We start from the raw sequence: 21,891 nt of genomic DNA, 5'->3' as shown, positions 1-21,891 counted from the left end.
TACGTACGTATAGATACGCTGGCTAGGATCGCCGCGTGGGACATCGGGAGGACCTGCTCGCCGCGGCGCGCCGCTGCCTCGAGAAGCGCGGCTACGCGCGCACGACCGCGCGGGACCTGGTGGCCGACTCGGGCACGAACCTCGCCTCGATCGGCTACCACTTCGGGTCCAAGGAGGCGCTGCTCAACGAGGCGCTCGGGGCGTCGTTCCAGGAGTGGGCCGAACGCGTCCGCTCGCTCGCGCTCGCGATCGAGCCGGACGGCGATCCGATGACCACGCTCGCGGCGTCGTGGGAGGCCATGCTTGCCTCCTTCGCCGAGTACCGGGGGCTCGCCGTGGCGTTCACGGAGGCGCTCGCCCAGGCCGAGCGCCAGCCCGAGCTCCGGGCCCAGCTCGCGGCGATCTACGAGCAGAGCCGCGCCACCGTCGCGACGATGATCTCCGAGACGATCGGCGTGCCCGAGGGGCCGCAGGCCAGGGCGCTCGCCTCGCTGCAGATCGTGATCTGTGACGGCCTGCTCGTGCAGTGGCTGCTCGACCCGGACGCCGCACCCACCGGGGCGGAGCTGACCGAGGCGCTCCTGCTGGCCCTGGGACGGGACCGGACGAGCAGGTCCGAGCTCGGTCGGCGGCTGGTGTGATCACCCCACCCGTTCGTGATCAGCAAGCCGGGACATCAGGCGCATCCCGCGGGTGTTGCCGCCACCGCCGTGCGGTACGGCTGATCACCGCCCCCACCTGTCAACGCCCTCCGGCCGCGCTCGATCCGGACGACGATGCACGGGTGCCGCGGCCCCGTCCACGTCCGCGTCCCGAACCTGCCGATCACGAAGTCGCCGGTGCCCCGGCCTCGGGTCACCGAGCCCCTGCGATGCCCGAGTCCGGCGGCAGCTCCTGGCCGGGGCAGGCGCCGAGCACCCCGGCGATCGCGTCCCGTTCGGCGGCGGTGACCCACAGCCGGTACTTCGCCTTCACCGCCACCTGCCGGGCCACGTAGGCGCAGCGGAAGCCGCGGGCGGGTGGTAGCCAGGTGGCGGCGTCACCGTCGCCCTTCTGCTGGTTGACCTCCCCCTCGGCGGCCATCAGGTTGAGCGGGTCGTTGGCGAACCGCTCGCGGGCTTCCCCGTCGAGCTGCTGGGCGCCGGTCTGCCACGCGTTGGCCAGCGCAACGACGTGGTCGATCTGCACGTCGTCGCTCGTGCCCCGGCCGCGCTGGAAGGGCACCGTGCGGCCGGAGTAGGGATCGGTGAACGTACCTGCCTGCACCACGCACGAGTGCGTCCCGGGCCGGTACTCGACCTCGGTGAGGTCGCGGGCGAGGACGTCGTTGCGCTGGTCGCAGCCGTTGCGGTCGACGTCGCTCCAGGACTGGCCGAACTCCTCGCGGTCGTACCCGGTGCGCAGTGCGCGGCCCTTGACGGGGAGCGTGGTCAGTGCCGTCGCGGCGTCGCCGGTGGGGAGTGGGGCGGGATCGATCCGCACCTGGAGCCCGGCGCAACCCGTGAGCGCCAACGCCGCGGACACGAGGACGATCCCGAGAAGGCGGTCACGCACCGTCATAGGATGCAGGTGCTGCGTAGCCGGCGCCTGGCCTGCTCGGCCGAAAGGCCGAGCGTTCACGCCGAATCCATACCTCCGGCTGAGGTTCCTCTCCGTGTTCCGGGCGGATCGTGGAGCCATGACGAACTTCGCGGACGTGCTCACCGTGCTGGCCGCAGGCGGCGGGCTCGCGGTGCTGCTCGTGATGGCCTCCGTGCCGCTGCTGCTGGACCGGGACCGGCGCCCGGAGCGGGTGGCGGTCCGCCAGCGCCGGTAGCGCGCCGGCCCGTCGGTGGGCGTGCCTAGACTTCAGCCCGTGGCGGGCCGGATCCGGGACAGTGACATCGCGGAGGTCCGCGACCGAGTCCGCATCGACGAGGTCGTCGGCGAGTACGTCGCCCTGCGCCGCGCCGGGGCGGGGTCGCTGAAGGGCCTGTGCCCCTTCCACGACGAGAAGACGCCGTCGTTCAACGTCCGCCCCAGCCACGGCACGTTCCACTGCTTCGGCTGCGGTGAGGGCGGCGACGCCATCGCGTTCCTCATGAAGATGGACCACATCTCGTTCGTCGAGGCGGTCGAGCGGCTCGCCGAGCGGGTCGGCCTCCGGCTCACCTACGAGGGCGGCGGCAGCTCGGTGCAGCGCGACCGCGGCACGCGCTCGCGGTTGCTGGAGGCCAACAAGAGGGCCGCCGAGTTCTACGCCGCGCAGCTCAAGACGCCGGAGGCCGCCACGGCGGTCCAGTTCCTTACCAGCCGCGGCTTCGACGTCGCGGCGGCGCAGCACTTCGGCTGCGGGTACGCGCCCGCCGGCTGGGACCTGCTCACCAAACACCTGCTCTCGGCCGGGTTCACGCTCGACGAGCTGATGAAGGCGGGCCTGTCCAAGGAGGGCAGGCGCGGCCCGATCGACCGGTTCCACCGGCGCCTGCTGTGGTCGATCAAGGACCTCGGCGGCGACGTCGTCGGGTTCGGCGCCCGCAGGTTGTTCGACGACGACGGCATCGAGGCCAAGTACCTCAACACCTCCGACACACCCGTCTACCACAAGACCAAGGTGCTGTTCGGGCTCGACCTCGCCAAGCGGGAGATCGCCAAGCGGCGCCAGGTGGTGGTCGTCGAGGGCTACACCGACGTGATGGCGATGCACCTCGCCGGCGTGCCCACCGCCGTCGCCTCGTGCGGCACGGCCTTCGGGGCCGAGCACATCTCGGTGATCCGCCGCCTCATCGGCGACGACTCGTTCGACCTCGGCGAGGTGATCTACACCTTCGACGGCGACGCGGCGGGCCAGGCGGCGGCGCTCAAGGCCTTCGAGGGCGACCAGAGCTTCGCGGCGCAGACGTTCGTCGCGGTCGCGCCGGACGGGCAGGACCCGTGCGAGCTGCGGCAGAGCCACGGCGACACCGCCGTGCGCGACCTGGTGGCGCGGCGCGAGCCGCTGTTCGAGTTCGCGATCCGCAGCATGCTGCGCGATCACAACCTCGACACCGCGGAAGGGCGCGTCGCCGCGCTGCAACGCACGGTGCCGCTCGTGGCCCGGATCAAGCGCGAGGACCTGCGCGACGAGTACGCCCGCCGCCTCGCGGGCTGGACCAGCTGGGACGACATCGCGATGGTCGTCCGGCGGGTCCGGGAGGCGGCCGGGGCGCCCGCGGAGCCGGTTCGGGGCGGCCGCAACGGTCGGCGCGAGGCGCCCGCGCCGCCGTCCAAGGACGACCCGCGCCTGCACCTGCAGCGCGAGGCGTTGAAGGCGGCCCTGCAGATCCCGGCGGTCGCCGGGCCGAGCTACGACGAGCTGCCCGAGCAGGTCTTCGTCCATCCGGTGTTCGCCGCCGTGCACCGCGCCGTGCAGGCCGCGGGTGGCGTGTGCAGCGGCCGCGAGGGTCACGCGTGGCTGGAGGCGGTGCTCGCGGAGTGCTCGCAGGAGGCCCGCCCGCTGGTCACCGAGCTGGCCGTGGAGCCCCTCGAGCTGCCCAGGCGCAACACCGACGAGGCCCGCTACGTCGGCAGCGTCATCGCCGGGGTGCGGCTGGCGCTGGTCGAGGCGCAGGTGGCCGAGCTGAAGGCCCGCCTGCAGCGCACCAACCCGGTGGAGGACCCCGACGCCTACCACCAGCTCTTCGGCGACCTGGTGCCGCTCGAGCAGTACCGGATCGCGCTGCGCGAGCAGGCGGCGCGATGAGCGAGCTTGCGAGCGAATGGATGTCACAGCGCACCCGCGAAGCGCCGGCCGAGCGCAGCGAGGCCGAGCGATGAGTTTCCTGCGCAAGCTGCTCGGGCGCGAGGAGGTGCCCGCGGACGTCGCGGGGCGGCTCGCGCCCGACGAGCACGTGGTCGCGATGGCGGCGCTCGGGGACGGCGAGCGCCTGGTCGTCACGTCCCACGGGCTGTGGCTGCCCGGCACGGATGGCGCACGGCTCGTGGGCTGGCACCTGGTCAGCAAGGCCACCTGGGGAGGTGGCGCGCTCACCGTCATCGAGGCCGAGGAGACCGAGACCATCGGAGGGGCCGTGCTGCTCACCGACCGGCCGCCGCGCCGCCTGCGGCTCGTCGAACCCGGGCGCGTGCCGGAGACCGTGCACGCCCGGGTGGAGGCGTCGATCCGCAGCCGCCACCACCGCGACCTCCCCGGGGGTGGCGCGTGGTTCGTGCAGCGCAAGGTGCCCGGCCGCGACGGCATCGTGCTGCAGGTCCGGCCCGACCCGGGCACCGACGTGGCGATGGTGCGCCAGGTCGTCGCCGACGTCGAACGAACCCTGGGGCACGAGTGACGGCAACCTCCTGGGACCCGGCGCTCTACCTGAACTTCGACGACCACCGCTCCCGCCCGTTCCGCGACCTGCTCGCGCGGGTGGGGGCGTCCTCGCCGCGCCGGGTCGTCGACCTGGGCTGCGGGCCCGGGCACCTCACCGAGCTGCTCGCCGCGCGCTGGCCCGGCGCGGAGGTCATGGCCCTCGACTCCTCGCCGGACATGGTGGCGGCCGCGCGGGAGCGGGGCGTCGCCGCGGAGCTCGCCGACGTCGTCGACTGGATGCCGTCGCCCGGCACGGACGTCGTGGTCACCAACGCCGTGCTGCAGTGGGTGCCGTCGCACCCGCGGCTGCTGCCCCGCTGGCTGGAGGCGCTGCCGGCCGGGGCGTGGTTCGCGATGCAGGTGCCGGGCAACCTCGGCGCCCCGTCCCACGCGCTGATCCGGGAGCTCGCCGCCGAGCCGCGATGGCGGGGGAGCGTGGAGCTGCGCGGCGAACTGGCCGTGCGGGAGCCGGCCGAGTACACGGAGCTCCTCGCGATGCACGCGGCGGACGTCGATGTCTGGGAGACCACCTACCTGCAGCGCCTCACCGGCGAGGACCCGGTCCTGCAGTGGGTGAGCGGCACCGCGCTGCGCCCCGTCCGCGACGCTCTGGCCCCCGCCGACTACGAGGCGTTCCGCGCCGAGCTGGCGCCCCGCCTGCGCGGGGCCTACCCCCCGAACGCCGACGGGAGCACCTGGTTCCCGTTCCGGAGGATCTTCGCGGTGGCGCACAAATCGCAGGTGTAGGGCGGCTGACGGCTGGTAGACCTCCTGCGTGGAGAAGATCGCGGATGGCCTGCTGAGCTGGGCGTCGATCCTCGAGGACGCCACGCGTGAGCAGGCGCTCCGGACGGCCCGCATGCCGTTCGTGCACCCGCACGTCGCGCTGATGCCCGACGCGCACCTCGGCATGGGATCCACCGTCGGCAGCGTGATCCCCACCGTGCGGGTGGTGATGCCGGCGAGCGTCGGCGTCGACATCGGGTGCGGCATGGCCGCGGTGCGCACCCAGCTCACGAAGGGCGACGTCACCGAGCGGGGCGAGCTCTCCGCGCTGCGGGAGGCGATCGAGGGGGCGGTTCCCGTCTCCAAGGGCGGCTACAACCGGCGGCTGACGGACACGGCGGCGACTCGCGTCACCGAGCTGGAGGCGCTCGCCGAGCGGGCGGAGTTCGACCCGGCGTCCTACGCGGGGAACTGGCGGCTGCAGCTGGGCACGCTCGGAGCGGGCAACCACTTCATCGAGGTGTGCCTCGACGAGGCCGACCGGCTGTGGGTGTTCCTGCACTCCGGCTCGCGCGGCGTCGGCAACAAGATCGCGCAGCGGCACATCCGCACCGCGCAGCGGCTGTGCGAGCGGTCGGGGGTCGAGCTGCCGCACCGCGACCTCGCCCACCTGGAGGAAGGCACCGACGAGTTCTGGCACTACGTCCGGGAGCTGCGCTGGGCCCAGCGCTTCGCCCGCGAGAACCGCGCCGAGATGCTCGACCGGGTCGTCGGGTGCGTCGCCGCGTGGGCGGGCCGGGAGATCGAGCGCGCCGAGGACGTCCAGTGCCACCACAACTACACCGAGCAGGAGCGGCACTACGGTACGGACGTCTGGCTCACCCGCAAGGGCGCGATCGACGCCTCGCCCGGCCGCCGCGGGCTCATCCCGGGCTCCATGGGCACGCGCTCGTACGTGGTGGCCGGCCTGGGCAACCCGGCCGCGTTCCACTCGGCGCCGCACGGGGCGGGCCGCAACTTCTCGCGGCGGGCCGCACGGGCCAGGTTCACGGTGGAGCAGCTCGCCGAGGCCATGACGGGCATCGAGTGGCGGGCGGCGAACGCCGCGGCGTTCCTCGACGAGATCCCTTCGGCGTACAAGGACGTCGACCAGATCATGGAGGACGCGAAGGACCTGGTGGCGGTGGAGCACACGCTGCGCCAGGTGCTGAACGTCAAGGGTGACTGACTTGACCTTCACACTGATGTCAGTCCTTACCGTCGACGCGTGATCGTCCACCGCAACGGCCGCCCGGCCACCACCGAGGACCTGGCCCCGCTCGCCTTCGCGGGCTACGCGCACTTCACCGCTGCGCAGGTGCGCGGGGGCCGGATCCGCGGACTCGACCTGCACCTGGCGCGGCTACGGGCCCAGTCGGCGGAGCTGTTCGGCCGGGCCCTGCCCGACGAGCGGATGCGGTCCTACCTGCGGAGCGCCGTCGAGGCGGGCCCGGCGGACGCGTCGCTGATGGCCTTCGTGCACCAGCCGGCGGGGGAGTTCACGACGGCGGAGGACGCAGGGCTCGACGTGCTGGTCCGCACCGGCCCGGCCGCGTCCGGGCCCGAGGGGCCCCTTGCGCTCACGGCCGTCGAGCACGAGCGGTACCTCCCCGCGGTGAAGCACGTCGGGGAGGCGGCCAAGACCCATCTCAAGCGCCGGGCCGTCGCGCAGGGCTACGACGACGCCGCGTTCGTCGACCGCAGGGGCCGGATCGGCGAGGCGACGATCTGGAACCTGGCGTTCTGGGACGGCGCCGCCGTCGTGTGGCCCGAGGCGGAGGTGCTCGGCGGCATCACGATGCAGATCCTGCGCCGGCAGCTGGAGCGCATCGGGGTGCCGCAGCGGGAGCAGGAGGTCACCCTCGCCGACCTGCCTGCGCTGTCCGGGGCCGTCGTCATGAACTCGTGGACGCCCGGGGTCGCGGTGCGGCGCATCGGCCCGGTGCCGGTGCCCGATGCGCCCGACTTCCTCGCGCTCCTGCACCGGGCCTACGACGCGGAACCGCTCACCGCGCCCTGACTCACCGCGCCCTGACTCGCTGCACCTGACTCGCTGCACCTGGCTCACTGGGTTGCCGGGCGCAGGGCGTCGGCCTGCGCGTAGCGGCAGTTGGGGTCCCAGAGGATGAACGAGCGGATGCCGATGGACTCCGCGGCATCGATCTGCGCCCGCACCTCGGTCGCCCCGTAGTGCACCCGGAGGCTGAACGCCTGCAGCCACGGGATCACCGAGGACCCGGTGCCCTGCGTCAGCTTCTGGAAGTCGGCCAGCGAGCGGGCCGTGATGTCGAAGGGTGACGACTCCGGGTTCGCCACGCCGTACTCGCCGCGCCCCCAGTGCGACGGGTACACCATCGGCGCCACGTAGTCGGCGTACTTGGCCATCAACGTGATGTCCTGCGCGATCTGGGTGGGGCGCGTCGCGGCAATACCGAACACGCAGGCGCCGAGCAGTGCACCGTGCTTCCGGACGGCCGGCCGGGTCTCCGCGAGGAAGTCGGCGATCGACTGCTCGGGGGTGGTCGTGAGGCCCTCGAAATGCATTCCGGAAATGGCGCCGTCCGGCCGCCGAACGTAGTCGTAGAGGATCTCGTCGAACCCGAGCGCGGCGGCTTCCTCGGCGAGCGCCACGTTGTAGGCGCGCACGTCGGGATTGGCGAAGTTGGTGAAAGCGTACTGACCGTAACCACTCGTATAGGGGGTCCCGTTCGCGTTCTGCACCAGCCGTTCGGGGTGCCCGTCCCGCCACGACGCCGCCCCGAGCACCGGGTCGCGGAACGCCACGATCCGCCCGACGACGCGCAGGCCGGCGGCGTGCAGCTGGTCCAGTGCGGCGCGCGCGTCGTAGTAGCCCTTGTTCGCGCCGATCTCGACGGCCAGCGGCACCTGGGAGGTGTAGCCGACCACGCCGTCCTCGTCCTTGATGTCCAGCTGGACGGTGTCGATGGCGCCTTCCTTCGCCAGCTGCAGCACGGGCTCGCGCAGCGACGGCGCGGCCCACGCCTGCGCGGTCATGTGCACCGCGCGCATGCCCGGGTGCTGCACCGGGATCGGCACCTTCTGCTCCGTCGTGTTGCCGGCCTCGTCCCGCGCGAGCAGGTCGACGTCCGCGGAGCCCGCCGGTTCGGTGAGGGTGAAGGCGCCGTCGTCCTCGAGCTCGTAGGGCCCGCCGTTCACGAGCAGCTCGTCGGCGCCCTCGACCCGGCCCTTGACCTCGGCGGTCGCCTGCAGGGCCGCCGGGGGAACCGGGTCGACGAACACGGCGGGCGCGGTGGCGTCCACCGTGAAGTCGATCGTCGTGCCGGAACCGGGCAGCGGCATGGCGGCGTCCGGGGAGTGGACCGCGAGGGTGTGCTCGCCCTCGGGGAGCGCGGACGCGTCGAGCACGAAGCGGGCTCCGTCGCGGCGCACCGGTGCCGGGGCGCCGTCGAGCAGGACCTCGACCTCGGCCGGGTCGGTGAGCGCGGTGATCTGGACGTCACGAAGTGCTGCCGGGGTGAAGGACCCGCCGTCGGCCACCCCGGTCACGGTGACGTCCGGCTGCAGCCAGGCCACGACCAGAACCAGCATGCCGGCGACGATCAGCCCGATCGCGGTCGGCAGCAGGAACCGGTGGGGTGCGGACACCGGGCGGTCCATCGGAACTCCTTCGACACGGTGGAAGGTGATCACTCTCCCAGTTCCCGGACGGTCCGTGTGCCGGAACAACACCATGGTGTGATCAAGTGATAATCCGGGTGGTATCGCGGGTAGCGTCGCCGCATGCCTCGGTTGCGTATCGTTGCGGCGGCGATCGCCGTGCTCGCCGCCGCCGGTTGCGGAACGGATTCCGGCGCCGCCGACCCCGTTTCCGCGCCACCGGCGCCGGCACCAGCGCCGGTCGATCCCGCGCAGGTACAGGCCAATGAGCTCGGCCGCATTCCGGTGCTCATGTACCACCGGATCGTCGCCACGCCGGCTTCGGTGTACGACCGGACCCCCGACGATTTCCGGGCGGAGCTGGAACGCCTCGCGCGCGAGAACTACGTGCCCGTCACCACGGCCGACTTCGCGGCCGGGCGCATCGACATCCCGGCGGGCACGCACCCCGTCGTGCTGACGTTCGACGACGGCGACCCGACCCAGATCACGCTCGGTCCGGACGGCACGCCCGCCCCCGGGTCGGCGATCCGCATCCTGCTCGACGTCGCCGCGGCGCACCCCGGGTTCCGGCCGGTGGCGAGCCTCTACGTCAACGCCGATCCCTTCGGCGGCGGTCCGGCCGGTACGGCGGCCCTGCGCTGGCTGCACGACAACGGCTTCGAGGTGGGCAACCACACGTTCAGCCACCTGAACCTGCGCACGGCGTCGACGGACAAGGCCCGCACCGACATCGTCCGCGGCGACACGCTGATCCGCGACGCGCTGCCCGGCTACCGGCCCGCCACGCTCGCGCTCCCGTTCGGCGCGACCCCGCGGCCGCCCGAGGTCGCGGCGCACGGGGACGGGTACGACTACTCGGGCGTGCTGCTGGTGGGCGCGAACCCGGCCCCGTCGCCGTTCGCCGAGGAGTTCAAGCCGCTGGCCATCCCGCGGATCCGCTCGGAGGGCCCGGCGGGGGAGGAGGCCGAGTTCGGGTCCACGGTGTGGCTGGACAAGATGGCGGCGAGCCCCACCACCCGCTACACCTCCGACGGCAACCCGGCGGTGATCTCCTACCCGACGGGCAAGGCGGCCCCGGCCGCCCAGTACGCGGCCGCCGCCTCGCCCTACTGAGCCCTCGCCCTACCGAGCCTCGCCCTACCGAGCTGCCGCCGCCCGCCGCGCGAGGGCGGCACGGAGCGGGGCGAACCGCGCGATGCTGTCGTCCAGCCCGCCGGGGCGGGCGCTGAGCAGCCAGCACGCCCGCTGCGCGACGAGCAGCTCGTCGAGGCCGGCCAGCAGGTCGGCGGCCGCTGCGGGACTCGCCCCGGCCACCCCGCCCGCCGCGAGGAGCGCCACCGCGAAGCGGGCCAGTGCGATGGACTGCGCGGTCTCCCGCACCGCGATGTCGCCGTCGGCGGCGGCCGGCCGGGCGCGCGCGAGGCTGTCGGCCGCCGCCGACAGGACGCGTTCGGCCTCGGCCAGCCGGTCCGGCGCCACGACGGGTACGTCGACGTACGCGAACAGCGCGGCGAAGAGCGCGGAGCCGTTGAGGAGCGGCGCGTCGACCAGGTCGGCGACCGAGCCCGCCGCGGTGAGCGCCGCGCCGAGGCCGGGGCCGTCGAAGACCACGCGGTCGAGCGCCGCGGCGACGTCGATGTCCCGGTTGCTGTCGAGGCACCAGCTCACGGCCGCCCCGAACAGCAGGCCGGGATAGGTCACGGTGGGGGGCTCGTGGTGGCCGTGATCGCCCCACGTCGTCACCACGTAGCCGCCCGCGCCGTGCTCGTGGCCGATCTCGGCGGCGTCGAGGAGGTTCTCGACCGCGTTGTCCAGCCGCCCCACGAGCGAGTTCCACGCTCCGGTGCCCGGCGCCACCCAGAACGGCCGCCCGGCCGAGGTGAGCGCCTTGGCCCGCCGGCGGAAGCCGCCCGCGAGCGCCTCCATGTCGAACCCGTCGGCCGCCCACTGCGCGCGCTTCTCCGCGGTGGCCCTGTCGATGGCCGCGCGTGCGTGGGCCGGGCCGTCGTACTGCCACACCACCGGGACCAGCCCGCTGTCCGGCAGCGCCTCCGCGACCTCGGGGTGGTCGGCGACGACGTCGGCCCAGAACATGACCTCGTAGCCGTCCTCGAGCAGCGGGGTGGCCACCCGGAGCAGGTGGTCGAGGTAGACCCGGCCGAGGCCGCGCTCGGCCGCGTCGGCGGCGCTGCGGCCCTTGCCCAGCTCCCACGGCTCGTCCGCGCCGATGTTCACCCGGCGGGCGCGCACCGTGCCGGCGAGCTCCCGCACGAGCCCGACCGCGAACGCGGCGTTCTCGGGCGTCGGCTGCAGGGTGCTGGGCCTGCGGTGCCGGCCGTGGATCGTGAACCCCTCCGGCTTCTCGGCGCGGTGCCGGTACGGCTCGTGGGCGAGCCAGCGTTCCATGTGCCCGAGCGTGTTCTGGTTCGCGACCAGCGTGATCCCGTGCGCCGCGCACAGGGAGTCGAGCCAGCGCATGTCGTCGGCCGTGAGCGGGCTGGCGGCGGCCCACACCGGGGCGTGGTCGGCGTAGGCGAAGGTGTGCTCGGTGTAGAGCTCGAACTGGTTCATCCGGGCGGCCGCGAGGATCTCGACGTAACGGCGCAGGGTGCGGCGGGTGGGCACCCGGTCACGGCTGACGTCGAGCAGGAAGCCGCGGACGGCGAAGTCCGGCCAGTCCCGCACGCGGACCGCCCGCCCGGAGAGCTCGGGAGCGGCGCGCAGCTGGTCGAGGGTCTGGCGGGCGTAGCGGAGCCCGGCGTCGTCGCGATAGCCGATCCGCGTGCCCGAGCCGTCGCGCACCAGTGCGTAGCCCTGCTCCGGCAGGTCCGGGTCGTGGTGCACCCGGACCGCGGCGTCGGTCGCCGGGCCGGGTTCGGCGAGCAGCTCGATCGAGCGCGGGACGGGGAAGAGGGCAGCGGTCGGCAGCGGCACGCGATCATGGTGCCCTGTGGTTCCGGCCCTGTCCGTGGGACGCCCCGCGCCGGCGTCGATACTCGTCGTCGTGAGCCGCATCGCAGTGATCCCCGGCGACGGGATCGGTACCGAGGTCATCGAGTCCGCCCGCACCGTGCTCGACGCCGCGTGCGCGCGGCACGGCGTCATGCTCGAGTACACGGAGTTCGACTGGTCCTGCCGGCGCTACCAGCGCGAGGGCGCGATGATGCCGGTCGACGGCATCGAGACGCTGCGCGGGTTCGACGCGATCCTGCTCGGCGCGGTCGGCTGGCCCGGTGTGCCCGACCACGTCTCGCTGTGGGGCCTGCTCATCCCGATCCGGCGCGCGTTCCGGCAGTACGTCAACCTGCGGCCGATCCGCGTGTTCGAGGGCGTGCAGAGCCCGCTCCGCGGCGCCGACGGCGTCGACTTCGTGGTCGTGCGGGAGAACGTCGAGGGCGAGTACTCCGAGGTGGGCGGCCGGGTGAACCGGGGCTTCCCGGACGAGGCCGCGATCCAGGAGGCGATCTTCACCCGCGTCGGGGTGAGCCGGATCGCCGACTACGCGTTCGAGCTCGCCGCCTCCCGGCGCGGCTACGTCACCTCGGCCACCAAGTCGAACGGGATCGTGCACACGCTCCCGTTCTGGGACGAGGTGGTGGCCGAGCGCGCGGCCCGGCACCCGGACGTCCGCTTCGACAGCGAGCACATCGACGCGCTCGCCGCGAAGTTCGTGCTGCAGCCGCAGCGGTTCGACGTGGTCGTCGGCTCGAACCTGTTCGGCGACATCCTCTCCGACCTCGCCGCCGCCGTCGCCGGCTCGATCGGCATCGCCCCGTCCGGCAACCTGAACCCGGAGGAGGAGTTCCCCTCCATGTTCGAGCCGGTGCACGGCTCGGCACCGGACATCGCGGGCCAGGGCATCGCCAACCCCGTGGGCGCGGTGTGGTCGGCCGCGATGATGCTGGAGCACCTGGGCCACGGGGCGGCGGCCGCCGACATCCTGCGGGCGATGGAGAAGACCCTGGCCGAGCCGGAGACGCGCACGAGGGACCTGGGCGGAACGGCGTCGACGACGGAGGCGACCCAGGCACTGGTGGCCGCTCTGGGGGCCTGACGGATTGCAGCAAAGCCACTTTCATGCCACCTCGTTGCATGAAAGTGGCTTTGCTGCAACGGGTCAGCGCGCCGCGAGCACCTTGCCCGGGTTCAGGATGCCCAGCGGGTCGAAGGCTTCCTTGATCTTGCGGTGCAGGCCCAGGCTCAGCTCCCCCAGCTCCGTCTCGAGCCAGCCGCGCTTCAGGACACCCACGCCGTGCTCGCCGGTGATCGTGCCGCCCAGTGCCAGGCCGAGCTGCATGATCGCGTCGAACGCCCGCTGGGCCCGCTCGACGGCGGCCGGGTCGCCCCGGTCGAAGATCACGGTGGGGTGCATGTTGCCGTCGCCGACGTGGCCGGGGCAGGAGACGAGCACGTCGTGCTCCACGGCGATCGCGGTGATGCCGTCGAGCAGCTCCACGAGCTTGGCGCGGGGCACGGCGACGTCGTCGATGAGCGTCGACCCGAGCTTCTCCACCGCGAAGTGGACGATCCGCCGCGCCTGCATGAGCATCTCCGACTCGGTCGCGTCGGATGCGACGGCGACGTCGAGCGCGCCCAGCTCGGTGCAGATCGCGCCCATCGCCTCGACGTCCTCGGCGGCGCGCGGCCCGCGGTCGGACTGCGTGAGCAGCAGCGCGCCGGCGCCGGTGGGCAGGCCCATGTCGCGGTAGTCCTGGATGGCCTGCACGGTGACGCGGTCGAGGAACTCGCACAGCGACGGCTGGAGGCCTGCGGCCATGATCCGGGTGACGGCCGAGAGGGCGTCCGCGGGCGAGGCGAAGGCGGCGGCCATGGTGAGCGCGGGCTCCGGGGCGGGCTTCAGCCCGAGCGTCGCCTTCGTGATCACGCCGAGGGTGCCCTCGGAGCCGACGATCAGCTTCGTGAGGTCGTAGCCCGCCACGCCCTTCGCGGTGCGCCGCCCGGTGCGCAGCAGCTCCCCGCTCGCGGTGACGACCTCGAGCCCGCGCACGAAGTCGGTGGTGACGCCGTACTTCACGCAGCACAGCCCGCCCGCGTTGGTGGCGAGGTTGCCGCCGATCGTCGACAGTTCCCACGACGACGGGTCGGGCGGGTAGTACATGCCCTGCTCCAGCACCGCGCGGGACAGCACGGCGTTGAGCACGCCGGGCTCGACCACGGCCACCTGGTCGACGGGGTCGATCTCCAGGATGCGGTCCATCCGGGTCAGCGCGAGCACGATGCCGCCGTCCACGGCGTTGGCGGCCCCGGACAGGCCCGACCGCGCGCCCTGCGGCACCACCGGCACCCGGTGCGCCGACGCCACCCGCAGCACGTGCTGCACCTGCTCGGTCTCCGTGGGGCGGACCACCGCGAGCGGCGCCCCCGCCGCGCAGAAGCTCGCCTCGTCGAAGCGGTAGGCGTCGGTGCTCGCGGAATCGGTGATCAGCGCGTCGGCCGGGAGGCCTGCGGCCAGCTCGTCAACGACGGTCATGGTTCTCCTCCCTGAGACGGGCGTGCGACAGCTCGAGGTGGTCCCGCACCGCGTCCGCCGCCGCCGCGGGATCGCAGGCGAGCACGGCGTCGGCGATCCGCCGGTGTTCGGCGAGCGCCTGCGGGCCGATGCCGCGGTGGTAGTGCTGGCGGTAGATGTGCAGGTGCCAGTTCGTGCGCTGGAACGCCTCCCGCACCTGGTCGCTCCCCGCGAGCTCGGCCAGCAGCAGGTGGAAGCGGGCGTCGTGGGCGGAGAACGCGCGGTACGCGGGGTAGGTGTCGGCCTCGGGGGCGTCGGCGGTGGCGAGCTCGGCCCTGAGCCGGGCGCGGCCCGCCGGGGTGGCCCGCTCGGCCGCCGTGGCCGCGGCCCATGGCTCGATGAGCAGCCGGAAGCGGTAGAGGTCGGCCAGCTGGTCGGGGGTGAGCAGCGGCGTGGTGCGGTAGCCGCGCAGCGGCTCCTTCACAACGAGCTGCGCCGACTCCAGCCGGGCGAGGGCCTCGCGGACCGGGGTGGGGGAGACGCCGAGCTCGCGGGCGAGCCCGTCGATGGACAGCCGGGCCCCCGGCGCGATCGCGTGATCCATGATCCGCGCCTTGATCGTCTCGTGGACGTCGTCGACCAGCCGCCCTGGCAACACCGGCAAGATCCTATAGGATCCGGGGGCAGCGATGACGCGACGGACAGGAGCCGGTGGAGAGCATGGAGATCGTCCGCTACGTCGAGCAAGGGGCCGCACAGCCACGGGTGGGGGTGCGCCGGGACGGGAAGATCGCCCCGGTCCGCTTCGGCTCGGTGGCCGAGCTCCTGCGCGAACCGCTCGACGCGTTGCGCGCCGGGCTGGAGCCCGCCGGAGGGGAGGTGGACGCCGACTCCGTCACCTACCTGCCGCCCGTCGACGGGCGCACCGAGGTGTGGGCGTCCGGCGTCACCTACGAGCGCTCGCGCGAGGGCCGGGTGGAGGAGAGCGTCCAGGCGTCGGTGTACGAGCTGGTCTACGACGCGCCGCGCCCCGAGCTGTTCCTCAAGTCGGTGGCGTGGCGGGTGGTCACCGACGGCGAGCCGGTGGCCGTGCGCGCCGACTCGGAGGTCGACGTCCCCGAGCCGGAGCTCGCGGTCGTCGCCAACAGCCGCGGTGAGATCGTCGGCTACACGGTCTGCAACGACATGAGCTCGCGCTCCATCGAGGGCGAGAACCCGCTCTACATCCCGCAGGCGAAGATCTTCAACGGTTGCTGCGCGGTGGCCACGGGTATCCGGCCTGCGTGGGAGGTCGACACGGCCGATCTCGCCATCAGCATGAAGGTCGTGCGCGGCGACGCCGTCGTGTTCGAGGGCGAGACGAGCACCGCCCGCCTGCACCGCACGCTCGAGGAGCTGGTGGGGGTGCTCTACGCCCCCAGCGACTTCCCCGACGGCGCGATCCTGTCCACCGGCACGGGCATCGTCCCGGAGCTGGACTTCTCGCTCACGGAGGGCGACCGCGTCGACATCGAGATCGCGCAGGTCGGCACCCTGTCCAACCCCGTCGTACGGGGCCGCGAACCACTGTCCTGGCTGGTGGACGCCGCTGAGCGGCCCGCAGCCAGGAGGAAGGGCCAGCAGTGACAGTCACCGATACCACCCCCGAGGAGCTCGAGCGCGTGCTCGCCGCGGCGGCGCAGGCCGCCGGGCCGCTCGCCGCCCTGCGTCCCGCCGAACGCGCCCGGCTGCTGCGCGCGGCCGCCGATGCGCTCGACGCCGCGGCGGGCGAGCTCGTACCGATCGCGATCGAGGAGTCGTCGCTGCCGGAGGGCAGGCTCACCGGCGAGGTGGCCCGGTCCAGCGGCCAGCTGCGGCTGTTCGCCGACGCGCTCGAGGAGGGCTCCTACCTCGAGGTGACCCTCGACTCCGCCGACGCCGGCGCCAAGCCGGTGCCGCGGCCGGACCTGCGCCGGATGCTCGTGCCGCTCGGCCCGGTCGCGGTGTTCGCCGCGAGCAACTTCCCGTTCGCGTTCAGCGTGCCCGGCGGCGACACCGCATCGGCGCTCGCGGCCGGCTGCCCGGTCGTCGTCAAGGCCCACCCCGGCCACCCGCAGCTCTCCGTGCGCACCGGCGAGGTGCTCGTCGAGGCGCTGCGCGCGGCCGGCGCCCCCGAGGGCACCTTCGCGGTGGTCCACGGCATGGAGGCCGGGTCGACGATCCTCTCCGACCCGCGCATCAAGGCGGGCGCCTTCACCGGCTCGGTGAAGGGCGGCCTCGCCCTGCTCGACATCGCCACCAAGCGCGCGGAGCCGATCCCGTTCTACGGCGAGCTCGGCAGCCTCAACCCGGTGTTCGTCACGCCCGCGGCCATCGCGGCCCGGGGCGCCGACATCGCCGACGGCTACGTGGGCTCGTTCACGCTGGGCACCGGGCAGTTCTGCACCAAGCCCGGACTGCTGTTCCTCCCCGCGGGCCACGGCCTGGAGGAGCGGCTGGTCGAGGCGGTCCGGGGCACCTCGCCCGCCGGCATGCTGAACGACCGGATCCGCGAGGGCCACGCCCACGAGCGCGACCGGCTGGAGGGCCTCGGCCCGGTGCGCACGCTCGTGCACGGCGCCGAGAGCGACTCCGGCGTGGCGCCCACGCTGCTCGCCACCACGGCCAAGGAGCTCCTCGCCGACCCGGACCCGATCCTGCAGGAGTGCTTCGGGCCCACGTCGATCATCGTGGAGTACGCCGACGGCGACGAGATGCTCGCCGCGGCCGAGGCGTTCGGGGGCAACCTCACCGCCACCGTGCACGCCGAGGACGCCGACGCCGCCGCGCTGCCGCCCCTGCTCGACGCGCTGCGCGACCGTGCCGGGCGGCTCGTCTACAACGGCTGGCCCACCGGGGTGGCCGTGTCGTGGGCGATGCACCACGGTGGCCCGTTCCCGTCCACCACGGCGTCGATCCACACGAGCGTGGGCACCACGGCGCTCCGGAGGTTCCTGCGCCCGGTCTGCTACCAGAACACCCCGCAGGCCCTGCTGCCCGAGGCCCTGCAGGACGCGAACCCGTTGGGCCTGCCCCGCAGGCTGGACGGAGTCCTCACAGGAGCCTGATCCGCTGTACGAACGGCACTCTCGTCGGTACCTAGTGCCCCCCGCCGACGAGAGTGCCGTTCGTCGCTCAGCGCCTCTCGCGACGCTCGCCGTCCGCCCGCCACGGCGCTAGGTTCGATGGGGGATCCCGCCCCTCACCCGGGGTGGGACCGCACGTCCCGCTGGAGCCTGCATGACCACGATCGAGCCGCGCTCGACAAAGCCCGTCCTGATGACCGTGGACGACGACCCGGGTGTGAGCCGCGCCGTGGCGCGCGACCTGCGGCGCCGCTACGGGCAGGACCACCGGATCGTCCGCGCCGAGTCCGGCCGCGACGCGCTCGACGCGCTGCGCGAGCTCACCCTGCGCGGTGAGCCGGTCGCGGCGATCCTCGCCGACTACCGGATGCCGGAGATGAACGGCATCGAGTTCCTCGAGCAGGCCATGGACATCGCCCCGCACGCGCGCCGGGCCCTGCTCACCGCCTACGCCGACACCGACGCGGCGATCCAGGCGATCAACCTGGTCGACGTCGACCACTACCTGCTCAAGCCGTGGGACCCGCCGGAGGAGAAGCTCTACCCCGTCGTCGACGCGCTCGTCGAGACCTGGCGCGCGGTGGGCCAGCGGCCGATCGACGAGATCCGCATCGTCGGGCACCGCTGGTCGGCCGAGTGCTTCTCGGCCCGCGACTTCCTCGCCCGCAACTCCGTGCCCTACCGGTACTACTCGATCGACGAGCCGGAGGGCGCGCGGCTCCTTGAGGCGGCCGGTGCCGGGCCGGAGGACGTCCCGGTGCTGATCACCACCGACGGCACGGCGCTGCGCTCGCCCACCGACGCCGAGATCGCGGCGGCGTGCGGGCTCACCACCGACCCGGTGTCCGACTTCTACGACCTGATCGTGGTCGGCGGCGGCCCGGCCGGGCTCGGCTCGGCCGTGTACGGCGCGTCGGAGGGCCTGCGCACGGTGCTCGTCGAGCGCCAGGCCACGGGCGGGCAGGCCGGCCAGAGCTCCCGCATCGAGAACTACCTCGGCTTCCCCGACGGCGTGTCCGGCGCACAGCTCACCGACCGCGCGCGCAGGCAGGCCGCCAAGTTCGGCGCCGAGGTGCTCACGGCCCGCGACGTCGTCTCGCTGGAGGCGCGCGGCTCGGCCCGGGTGGTGCGGTTCGGGGACGGCAGCGAGATCGCCGCGCACGCCGTGGTGCTGGCCACCGGCGTCTCGTACCGCAGCCTGGACGCCCCCGGCGTCGCCGAGCTCACCGGTCGCGGGGTGTTCTACGGGTCGGCGGCCACCGAGGCGCCGGCCTGCCGGGGTGAGGACGTCTACATCGTCGGCGGCGCCAACTCCGCGGGCCAGGCGGCGGTGTTCTTCTCGAGGCACGCCGCCACCGTCACGCTGGTGGTGCGCGGGCCCAGCCTCGAGGCGTCGATGTCGACCTACCTGATCAAGCAGATCGAGGCGATCGACAACATCGTCGTGCGCACCGGATGCCAGGTCGTGGAGGCGCACGGCGACGACCACCTGCAGTCGATCTGCCTCCGCGAGGGCGACCGGGTCGACTCGGTCAAGGCAGGCTCGATGTTCGTGTTCATCGGGGCGGCGCCGCGCACGGAGTGGCTCGACGGCTTCGTCCAGCGCGACGAGCGCGGCTTCATCCCCACCGGCCCTGACCTCGTCGTCGAGGGCAAGCGTCCACCGGGGTGGACACTGGATCGAGACCCCTACCACCTGGAGGCGAGCGTGCCCGGGGTGTTCGTGGCAGGAGATGTGCGGGCCGACTCCGTGAAACGGGTCGCGTCCGCGGTCGGGGAGGGCGCGATGGCCGTCACGCTCGTGCACCGCTACCTGGCGGAACAGTGACGGCCCCGGAGACGGCGAGCCTGACGCCGGAGGAGCTGCGCACCCTCTTCCTGTTCGCCGAGCTCGAGGACGACCAGGCCGCGTGGGTGATCGAGAACGGTGACGTCGTCGGCTTCCCGGCGGGGGAGTACGTCGTCAGCGAGGGTGAGCCCGCGCGCTGCTTCTACGTGCTGCTGTCCGGCACGATCTCGATGAGCAAGCTGGTGAGCGGCGACCCCGTCGAGACCACCCGCACCGAGCAGCGCGGCGTGTACTTCGGCGCCACGCAGTTCTACCTCAACAGCGACACCGCCCTGGTCTACCCGGCGTCCGTGCGGGCGATCACCGACTGCTCGGTGCTCGCCCTCCCCGCGAAGGACTTCGCGCAGGCGTTCGCCAGCTGGTTCCCCATGGCGGTGCACCTGCTCGAGGGCATGCTGATGGGGTTGCGCAAGAACAACTCCCAGGTGGCCGAGCGGGAGCGGCTGCTCGCGCTCGGCAAGCTGTCCGCGGGGCTCACCCACGAGCTGAACAACCCGGCGGCCGCCGCGGGCCGCGCGGCCGACGCGCTGCGCGACAAGGTGTCCGGCATGCGGGCCAAGCTCGCGATGATCGCCGACGGGAAGATCGCGGGCGACCAGCTCAAGAAGCTCGTGATGGCGCAGGACGAGTTCGTCAAGAAGGTCCGCCACGCGCCCACGCTCTCGCCGTTGGAGGCCACCGACCGCGAGGACGAGCTCGGTGACTGGCTCGACGACCACGGCATCGAGGGCGGCTGGGACCTCGCCCCGGTGTTCGTCGCGGGCGGGCTGGGTGTGGAGGACCTCGACGCCGTGAACGCCGCCGCCAACGAGACCACGCTCGAGGGCGCCGTCCGCTGGCTCGCGTACACGGTGGAGACCGAGAGCCTGTTGCGCGAGATCCTCGACGCCACCACCCGGATCTCGGACCTGGTGCTCGCGGCCAAGCAGTACTCGCAGCTCGACCGGGCGCCGCACCGGTTCATCGACGTGCACGAGGGCCTCGACGCCACGCTCGTGATGTTCGGGCGCAAGCTCGCACCCCCGGAGTCGGGCGGGGAGTCGGGCATCCGGATCGTCAAGGAGTACGACCGGACGCTGCCGCAGGTCCCGGCCTACCCCGCCGAGCTCAACCAGGTCTGGACCAACATCATCGACAACGCCATCGACGCCATGGCCGGCACGGGCACGCTCACCGTCCGGACGGGCCGCGTCGACGACTGCGTGTTCGTCGAGATCGGCGACACCGGGCCGGGCATCCCGCCGGACGTCCGGCGGCGGATCTTCGAGCCGTTCTTCACCACGAAGCCGGTCGGGCGCGGCACCGGCCTGGGTCTGGACGTGAGCTACCGGGTGATCGTCAACCGGCACCGCGGCGACATCTCCGTCGCCTCGGAGCCGGGGGACACCCGGTTCCGCGTGCTCCTGCCGATCACCGAGGAGCCCATCAGGTGACCATGCAGATCCCGCTCGCCACGGCCGGCGCCCGCCTCGCCTCCGACGCCGGCCGCGCGGTCGGCCTGCAGCTGGGTCCGCACCGCGTCACCGCGGACCACGCCGAGAACGGACCGGGCGCGGGGCCCACGCCGGTCGAGCTGATGACGGGCGCGCTCGCGGCGTGCAGCGCGATGTCGGCGCGCACCCACCTCGAGCGCGACGGCGACCCGGGGGACATCGAGGTGGTCGTCACCCTCGACGCAGGCCCGCCCACCCTGCTCTACCGGCGGGTGCTGCTCGGGTTCCGGCTCGACCGGGCCGAGGCGCACCGGCTCGCCGACGCCCTCGAGCGCACCGAGGTGACGATGATGCTGAAGCCCGCCTTCGCGATCCGCACGCAGATCGAACACGCGGGTGAGCCCCTCGTCTGAGCCCGAGCGCCGTCAGGGCGAGGTGAACACGTACAGCAGCCCACGATCGAACTCGGCGTCGCCTGCCAGTACCGAGACGACCCCACCGTCGTCGAGGAACTCGCCGTACGTGTCGGGCTGCGACGCCGACCGGAACGGCGCGGCCACTCCCGGGTCGTACGTCGCGTCGTTCAGCTGCTCGACGGCGTCCGCCGCGTCCCGCTCGAACTCACCCGACCAGCCGTCCGGTGCGAAGGCCAGGATGAGGCCGCGGTGGTCCCCCGCGGCACCCGCGGCGACCACCTCGACATACGCGGTCGACTGCGGTCCGAGGAACATGTCGGCGTCGGTCGGTTCGACCTTCGCGGCCTCGAGGGCCTCCGTGAACGTGACCTCACCGAGTGCGCCGAGGTCGCGGTCCAGCCACTTCATCGGCGGGTTCACGTCGCCGGAGAGCAGCGTGATCGCGAACCACTCCAGGCCGGAGTCGCCGAAGAGCGCCCGGACCGCGACGGACTCCGACTGGTAGAGGTTCATCGTGAGCTTCTCGCCCGCGCCCTCCGGAGGACACGGGATCTCCGTGCACAGGTCGACCGACCGCCGGGCGGTGCCCAGCCGCTGCTCGAGGTACTGCGGGGTGACGCCCAGTTCGATCTGCGCGAGGTGCTCGTAGTCCTGCCGGTGCGGGTTCACGACGCCGGTGACCGCGCCGGAGATGCGGCCGAACACGTCGCCCACCGTGCCGAAGAACACGAGCACGGCCACGACGGTGCTGGCGATGAGCACGACCGGATGGCGTTTGGCGCGGTCGATGGCCCGGGCGACGGGGTGCTGGCGAGCGGGTCCGTCCGGCTCGGGTTCGGGCATCTCACCACTCTCTCTGCACCCCTGCTCGCGCCACTA

At 73.1% G+C, this 21,891-nt stretch carries 20 protein-coding genes; 14 read left to right on the top strand and 6 right to left on the bottom strand.

Features of this window, described 5'->3' with window-relative positions; translation table 11 throughout:
* The first annotated feature begins 35 nt into the window (after window positions 1-35).
* Entirely contained in the window at window positions 36-641 is a 606-nt protein-coding gene (locus ABEA81_RS14940) for a TetR/AcrR family transcriptional regulator (protein ID WP_345605653.1), read from the top strand.
* Between the two features lie 214 nt (window positions 642-855).
* Here the strand turns inward: ABEA81_RS14940 and ABEA81_RS14935 are convergent, their stop codons facing one another.
* Window positions 856-1,554 carry an HNH endonuclease family protein gene (locus ABEA81_RS14935; RefSeq protein WP_345605652.1) on the bottom strand — a complete coding sequence of 233 codons (699 nt, stop codon included), beginning with the start codon at window positions 1,552-1,554 and terminating at the stop codon, window positions 856-858.
* Between the two features lie 124 nt (window positions 1,555-1,678).
* On the opposite strand from ABEA81_RS14935, the gene ABEA81_RS14930 reads away from it, so the two are divergent.
* From ABEA81_RS14930 to ABEA81_RS14905, 6 genes are all read left to right on the top strand, one after another.
* A complete protein-coding gene (locus tag ABEA81_RS14930) occupies window positions 1,679-1,816 on the top strand; it encodes a hypothetical protein (protein WP_345605651.1) in 138 nt (45 codons plus the stop codon).
* Window positions 1,817-1,855: 39 nt separating this feature from the next.
* Window positions 1,856-3,721 (top strand): DNA primase, encoded by a 1,866-nt coding sequence (gene dnaG, locus ABEA81_RS14925; protein WP_345605650.1) that lies wholly within the window; start codon window positions 1,856-1,858, stop codon window positions 3,719-3,721.
* A 70-nt stretch (window positions 3,722-3,791) separates the two neighbouring features.
* Window positions 3,792-4,310: a hypothetical protein gene (locus ABEA81_RS14920; protein WP_345605649.1), complete on the top strand. Its 519-nt coding sequence runs from the start codon at window positions 3,792-3,794 to the stop codon at window positions 4,308-4,310.
* Window positions 4,307-5,080: a trans-aconitate 2-methyltransferase gene (locus ABEA81_RS14915; protein ID WP_345605648.1), complete on the top strand. Its 774-nt coding sequence runs from the start codon at window positions 4,307-4,309 to the stop codon at window positions 5,078-5,080. Before ABEA81_RS14920 ends, ABEA81_RS14915 begins: the two co-directional genes overlap by 4 nt.
* A 28-nt stretch (window positions 5,081-5,108) precedes the next feature.
* Window positions 5,109-6,287 (top strand): RtcB family protein, encoded by a 1,179-nt coding sequence (locus ABEA81_RS14910; protein ID WP_345605647.1) that lies wholly within the window; start codon window positions 5,109-5,111, stop codon window positions 6,285-6,287.
* A gap of 39 nt (window positions 6,288-6,326) precedes the next feature.
* Window positions 6,327-7,118, top strand: coding sequence for an aminotransferase class IV family protein (locus tag ABEA81_RS14905; protein WP_345605646.1), 792 nt, complete (start codon window positions 6,327-6,329; stop codon window positions 7,116-7,118).
* A gap of 44 nt (window positions 7,119-7,162) precedes the next feature.
* Here ABEA81_RS14905 and ABEA81_RS14900 read toward each other — a convergent pair whose 3' ends face one another.
* Window positions 7,163-8,737, bottom strand: a complete 1,575-nt coding sequence (locus tag ABEA81_RS14900) for a putative glycoside hydrolase (protein WP_345605645.1) — start codon at window positions 8,735-8,737, stop codon at window positions 7,163-7,165.
* A gap of 123 nt (window positions 8,738-8,860) precedes the next feature.
* Here ABEA81_RS14900 and ABEA81_RS14895 point away from each other — a divergent pair, with 123 nt between their 5' ends.
* Window positions 8,861-9,853 (top strand): polysaccharide deacetylase family protein, encoded by a 993-nt coding sequence (locus ABEA81_RS14895; protein WP_345605644.1) that lies wholly within the window; start codon window positions 8,861-8,863, stop codon window positions 9,851-9,853.
* A 24-nt stretch (window positions 9,854-9,877) separates the two neighbouring features.
* On the opposite strand, the gene ABEA81_RS14890 is transcribed toward ABEA81_RS14895, so the two are convergent.
* A complete protein-coding gene (locus ABEA81_RS14890; RefSeq protein WP_345605643.1) occupies window positions 9,878-11,674 on the bottom strand; it encodes a family 20 glycosylhydrolase in 1,797 nt (598 codons plus the stop codon).
* Window positions 11,675-11,744: 70 nt separating this feature from the next.
* Between ABEA81_RS14890 and ABEA81_RS14885 the strand changes: the two genes are divergently transcribed.
* A complete protein-coding gene (locus tag ABEA81_RS14885; RefSeq protein WP_345605642.1) occupies window positions 11,745-12,794 on the top strand; it encodes a tartrate dehydrogenase in 1,050 nt (349 codons plus the stop codon).
* A 63-nt stretch (window positions 12,795-12,857) separates the two neighbouring features.
* On the opposite strand, the gene ABEA81_RS14880 is transcribed toward ABEA81_RS14885, so the two are convergent.
* Window positions 12,858-14,231 (bottom strand): FAD-binding oxidoreductase, encoded by a 1,374-nt coding sequence (locus ABEA81_RS14880; RefSeq protein ID WP_345605641.1) that lies wholly within the window; start codon window positions 14,229-14,231, stop codon window positions 12,858-12,860.
* Window positions 14,218-14,868, bottom strand: a complete 651-nt coding sequence (locus tag ABEA81_RS14875; protein ID WP_345605640.1) for a GntR family transcriptional regulator — start codon at window positions 14,866-14,868, stop codon at window positions 14,218-14,220. Before ABEA81_RS14875 ends, ABEA81_RS14880 begins: the two co-directional genes overlap by 14 nt.
* 62 nt (window positions 14,869-14,930) lie before the next feature.
* On the opposite strand from ABEA81_RS14875, the gene ABEA81_RS14870 reads away from it, so the two are divergent.
* From ABEA81_RS14870 to ABEA81_RS14850, 5 genes are all read left to right on the top strand, one after another.
* The gene (locus ABEA81_RS14870; protein WP_345605639.1) at window positions 14,931-15,836 is read left to right on the top strand and encodes a fumarylacetoacetate hydrolase family protein; all 906 of its coding nucleotides are present in this window, start codon (window positions 14,931-14,933) and stop codon (window positions 15,834-15,836) included.
* Window positions 15,833-17,296, top strand: a complete 1,464-nt coding sequence (locus tag ABEA81_RS14865; protein WP_345605638.1) for an aldehyde dehydrogenase (NADP(+)) — start codon at window positions 15,833-15,835, stop codon at window positions 17,294-17,296. Before ABEA81_RS14870 ends, ABEA81_RS14865 begins: the two co-directional genes overlap by 4 nt.
* A gap of 172 nt (window positions 17,297-17,468) precedes the next feature.
* Window positions 17,469-19,142: an FAD-dependent oxidoreductase gene (locus ABEA81_RS14860; RefSeq protein ID WP_345605637.1), complete on the top strand. Its 1,674-nt coding sequence runs from the start codon at window positions 17,469-17,471 to the stop codon at window positions 19,140-19,142.
* Window positions 19,139-20,596, top strand: a complete 1,458-nt coding sequence (locus tag ABEA81_RS14855) for an ATP-binding protein (RefSeq protein ID WP_345605636.1) — start codon at window positions 19,139-19,141, stop codon at window positions 20,594-20,596. The genes ABEA81_RS14860 and ABEA81_RS14855 overlap by 4 nt, the downstream gene beginning before the upstream one ends.
* A 2-nt stretch (window positions 20,597-20,598) precedes the next feature.
* Complete coding sequence (locus ABEA81_RS14850; RefSeq protein WP_345605680.1) at window positions 20,599-21,009, top strand: OsmC family protein; 411 nt, start codon at window positions 20,599-20,601, stop codon at window positions 21,007-21,009.
* A 12-nt stretch (window positions 21,010-21,021) separates the two neighbouring features.
* Here ABEA81_RS14850 and ABEA81_RS14845 read toward each other — a convergent pair whose 3' ends face one another.
* Entirely contained in the window at window positions 21,022-21,855 is an 834-nt protein-coding gene (locus ABEA81_RS14845; protein ID WP_345605635.1) for an ETEC_3214 domain-containing protein, read from the bottom strand.
* Window positions 21,856-21,891 lie beyond the last annotated feature (36 nt).

The organism is Pseudonocardia adelaidensis (assembly GCF_039543345.1).
GTDB lineage: Bacteria > Actinomycetota > Actinomycetes > Mycobacteriales > Pseudonocardiaceae > Pseudonocardia > Pseudonocardia adelaidensis.
Note: the sequence above shows the minus strand (reverse complement) of the source record. Positions and strands in the feature narration are given on the sequence as shown.

Excerpts from the sequence above, each read along its gene's own strand:
- ABEA81_RS14930 (WP_345605651.1), top strand. The coding sequence starts at position 1,679 with ATGACGAACTTCGCGGACGTGCTCACCGTGCTGGCCGCAGGCGGCGGG.
- ABEA81_RS14920 (WP_345605649.1), top strand. The coding sequence starts at position 3,792 with ATGAGTTTCCTGCGCAAGCTGCTCGGGCGCGAGGAGGTGCCCGCGGAC.
- ABEA81_RS14900 (WP_345605645.1), bottom strand. The coding sequence starts at position 8,737 with ATGGACCGCCCGGTGTCCGCACCCCACCGGTTCCTGCTGCCGACCGCG.
- ABEA81_RS14895 (WP_345605644.1), top strand. The coding sequence starts at position 8,861 with ATGCCTCGGTTGCGTATCGTTGCGGCGGCGATCGCCGTGCTCGCCGCC.
- ABEA81_RS14880 (WP_345605641.1), bottom strand. The coding sequence starts at position 14,231 with ATGACCGTCGTTGACGAGCTGGCCGCAGGCCTCCCGGCCGACGCGCTG.
- ABEA81_RS14870 (WP_345605639.1), top strand. The coding sequence starts at position 14,931 with ATGGAGATCGTCCGCTACGTCGAGCAAGGGGCCGCACAGCCACGGGTG.
- ABEA81_RS14860 (WP_345605637.1), top strand. The coding sequence starts at position 17,469 with ATGACCACGATCGAGCCGCGCTCGACAAAGCCCGTCCTGATGACCGTG.
- ABEA81_RS14850 (WP_345605680.1), top strand. The coding sequence starts at position 20,599 with ATGCAGATCCCGCTCGCCACGGCCGGCGCCCGCCTCGCCTCCGACGCC.
- ABEA81_RS14845 (WP_345605635.1), bottom strand. The coding sequence starts at position 21,855 with ATGCCCGAACCCGAGCCGGACGGACCCGCTCGCCAGCACCCCGTCGCC.